This window comes from Arsukibacterium ikkense, assembly GCF_000987775.1.
In the GTDB taxonomy this organism is placed as follows: Bacteria; Pseudomonadota; Gammaproteobacteria; order Enterobacterales; family Alteromonadaceae; genus Alishewanella; species Alishewanella ikkense.
Genome location: NZ_LAHO01000032.1, coordinates 1 through 2616 on the forward strand (window position 1 = coordinate 1; position 2616 = coordinate 2616).

4 protein-coding genes are annotated in these 2616 nt (G+C 45.7%); 3 read left to right on the forward strand and 1 reads right to left on the reverse strand.

What is annotated here, in order from left to right; genetic code table 11:
* The first annotated feature begins 47 nt into the window (after positions 1-47).
* From WG68_RS18860 to WG68_RS19715, 3 genes are all read left to right on the forward strand, one after another.
* On the forward strand, positions 48-596 hold the full coding sequence (locus WG68_RS18860; RefSeq protein WP_046559267.1) for a hypothetical protein: 549 nt from the start codon (positions 48-50) through the stop codon (positions 594-596).
* Positions 597-1761: 1165 nt separating this feature from the next.
* Complete coding sequence (locus WG68_RS18870; protein ID WP_046559268.1) at positions 1762-2148, forward strand: hypothetical protein; 387 nt, start codon at positions 1762-1764, stop codon at positions 2146-2148.
* Positions 2149-2241: 93 nt separating this feature from the next.
* Positions 2242-2430 (forward strand): hypothetical protein, encoded by a 189-nt coding sequence (locus tag WG68_RS19715; protein ID WP_152663158.1) that lies wholly within the window; start codon positions 2242-2244, stop codon positions 2428-2430.
* Here the strand turns inward: WG68_RS19715 and WG68_RS19905 are convergent.
* On the reverse strand, positions 2424-2616 hold a 193-nt coding region (locus WG68_RS19905; RefSeq protein WP_235357797.1), incomplete at its 5' end, for a hypothetical protein. The genes WG68_RS19715 and WG68_RS19905 overlap by 7 nt on opposite strands.

Consider the following 2616-nt stretch of genomic DNA (forward strand, 5'->3'; position numbering starts at 1 on the left):
GCGTACCGCGCAGCTGCTTTGAGCGTTAGCAAAAGTGGAAAGAATTCATGTCATGGAAAAAGTTTTATTTTGGTAACGAAAAACCTTCATTGAAGCGGCAATGCCTCACTCATTTCGCTATGTTTTTCATACTGTCTTCGCCCTATGCTTTTATTGCCGATTTCTCCCCAGAAAGCTGGATTTTTTATACTGGTCTAGGAATTTCAATTTTGGTTACCTTAATCAGCATATTTCATATTTGGAATGTAAGAGAACGGTTTTCGTTGCTAATGCATTATGGTTTTATAAAACGCACTGTTGCTATTGGTTCTCTTCCATTAATTGCATTCCTATTCACGGGCGCCTTTACAATTTATACAGTACCCGGGTTAACAACCAATGTTATTGGCCAGAATGTTAGTGTACTCGGCAAATTTGATAAAAAAGAAGGTGTTAGTAGGAGATCTTGCCGATATAGATTTTCATCTGAAATTCTAAAGTACAGATTTCCACCGTACCTTTGTGTTGGGAAAAGTCAGTATGAGCGTGAAACAAGTGAATATACTGTTATAGCTAAAAAGTCCTTCTTAGGCGTGTTATATGAAGCTGTTGAGTAAAATGCTAACAAGCAAAGGCAGCCGAGGCTTACAGCGCGGCTGCTTTGAGCGTTAGCCGGCTGTCGAGAAAGTTTAGGTACAAAATCTGTTTTACTTTTCGGCTCTGCTTGCGTTACGTTGTATCTCAGATGTTAATTTATCCCATTGGGTTTGCCAGTTTGTTGGCAAGGTGCAATCTCTGATGGTGCGGTAGCGTTGTTCCTTTTGGCACTTTTGCTCCGCTTACAGCAAGTTTTAAGGTTCCAGCTATTTCTCAGTATCGCACTTGGCTGGTTATGTTTTTAATTTTGCACATGGGTGCCGTTGTTTGGCATCGCTTGGCGGCAGTGCCGCGTGGGTAGTGTGGTTGTCGCCGCTAACAATGCGCAGCACTCGCTCCCTTCGGTCGCTGGGACGCCAACCCGCTGCGCGGCTCGTCGCCCGTGTGCTATGCGTTAGACGCGGCTGTTAATTTGGTGGTTTAAATATGCAAGGAAGCATCAATAAAATGCTGAGGCCGCACCATCGCAATGAGTTAAGAACCCGTTTCGTCATCAAAAACGGCAGCGTTCTTATCGGTTTCGGCACATCAACATGCTGAACATCCCGAACGTTTTGCATCGGCGCGCCCTGCCCATCGCTGGCGCACAGGCCATACACCAAATGTATTTGCCGTGTGGGCAAACGTCCGCACGTTCGTTGCCCACCATTTTGGTTCGGCTTGAGGTACAGTTTGCGTTGCCTGCGAAATCAATGTCCGACTTGCCACCACTTCTAACAATAAGTTCAAGTCGTTCGCTTCGCTCACTGGGACGGGCTAAAGCCCGCCCCTTAACTTAACGTTAGCAGGTGTTCGGGTTTTAACGGTTTTAGTTTGTAGTTTTGTTCCGGCCTTGCTCGCGTTTGGCTTTCTTAGCGGCAGCGCCAAAAGGTTAAGTTCGCCAGTTTGCGGGTTTGCTGCAAACGGTTGGGGCGGTAGCGTTGTTCTTTGTGGCTTCGCTTAACAGTTTGATAGGTTCCGGTTGGCTCGCCGTATCGCAGCTGGCTGGTTTAGTTTTTAATAACAGCAGCCGCGCCGTTGTTCAGGTTTGCCAGTGCGGCAAGCCGCGCAAGTCCGGTTCAGGCTGCTAACAAGCAAAGCCAGCCGACGCGTACCGCGCAGCTGCTTTGAGCGTTAGGTAACACCATGAAGACTGAACTCGATATCCACAATTACCAAAAATGGTCTTTGGAGAACTTTCAATACAGGGATCGGCTGTTAACGTTAACAGTCGAGGAGATGCTTACTGAAAAAGAACGTCTTCGGGAGCCCAAGAGGTACTTAGTTATCTTTACCAATGCTATATGTTTCCAAGTTTATGATGAATGCGATCATCGAGAAGACTTTCATATTGATCGGGAAGTCGGTGTATTAGCTAAATATCGTTCGTCTCGATTGCTTGAACACGTAAAAAATGACACTGTTATTTTCGATACAGAAGTTGGCCTACTTGAGCACTATTCATTAATGACAACAGACGAATTCGTACACGTAATAACCAGTGCAGAACCAAGGCTCGTGAATGTTACCTAACAAGGCCCAACAATTCGCAGCCGTTGGCTGCCGGACTCGCTACGCTCGCCGCTGTGGGCGGCGTTAGCAGAAAATAAGAAAAAGGAGAATCTTTTGAATCCAGAGTACATTGAGGTTGGTAGGCAATATTATATGGGTTGGGGAACATTAATGTTAATTAATGCAGTGCTCGCCCAAGGTAAAAATCGTAGCGGTTTAGCTTGGTTTTTTATTTCATTAATTTTGGGACCGTTTACCACTTTAATATTAGCCTTGGTTTCTAAGTTGCCGGAAAATCAGTAAGTACAAATGACTATTGATCTTACAAGGCTTTTTGTCAGTTTTTTTATAAATACAAGCAGCTTGCCGTTGTTCGGGTTTACCAGTGCGGCAAGCCGCGCAAGTCCGGTGTGGGCTGCTAACAAGCAAAGGCAGCCGACGCGTACCGCGCAGCTGCTTTGAGCGTTATATGTACGGAAAGTTATGACG

Coding starts and splice junctions, on each gene's coding strand:
- WG68_RS18870 (WP_046559268.1), top strand. CDS start 1,762: ATGAAGACTGAACTCGATATCCACAATTACCAAAAATGGTCTTTGGAG.
- WG68_RS18860 (WP_046559267.1), top strand. CDS start 48: ATGTCATGGAAAAAGTTTTATTTTGGTAACGAAAAACCTTCATTGAAG.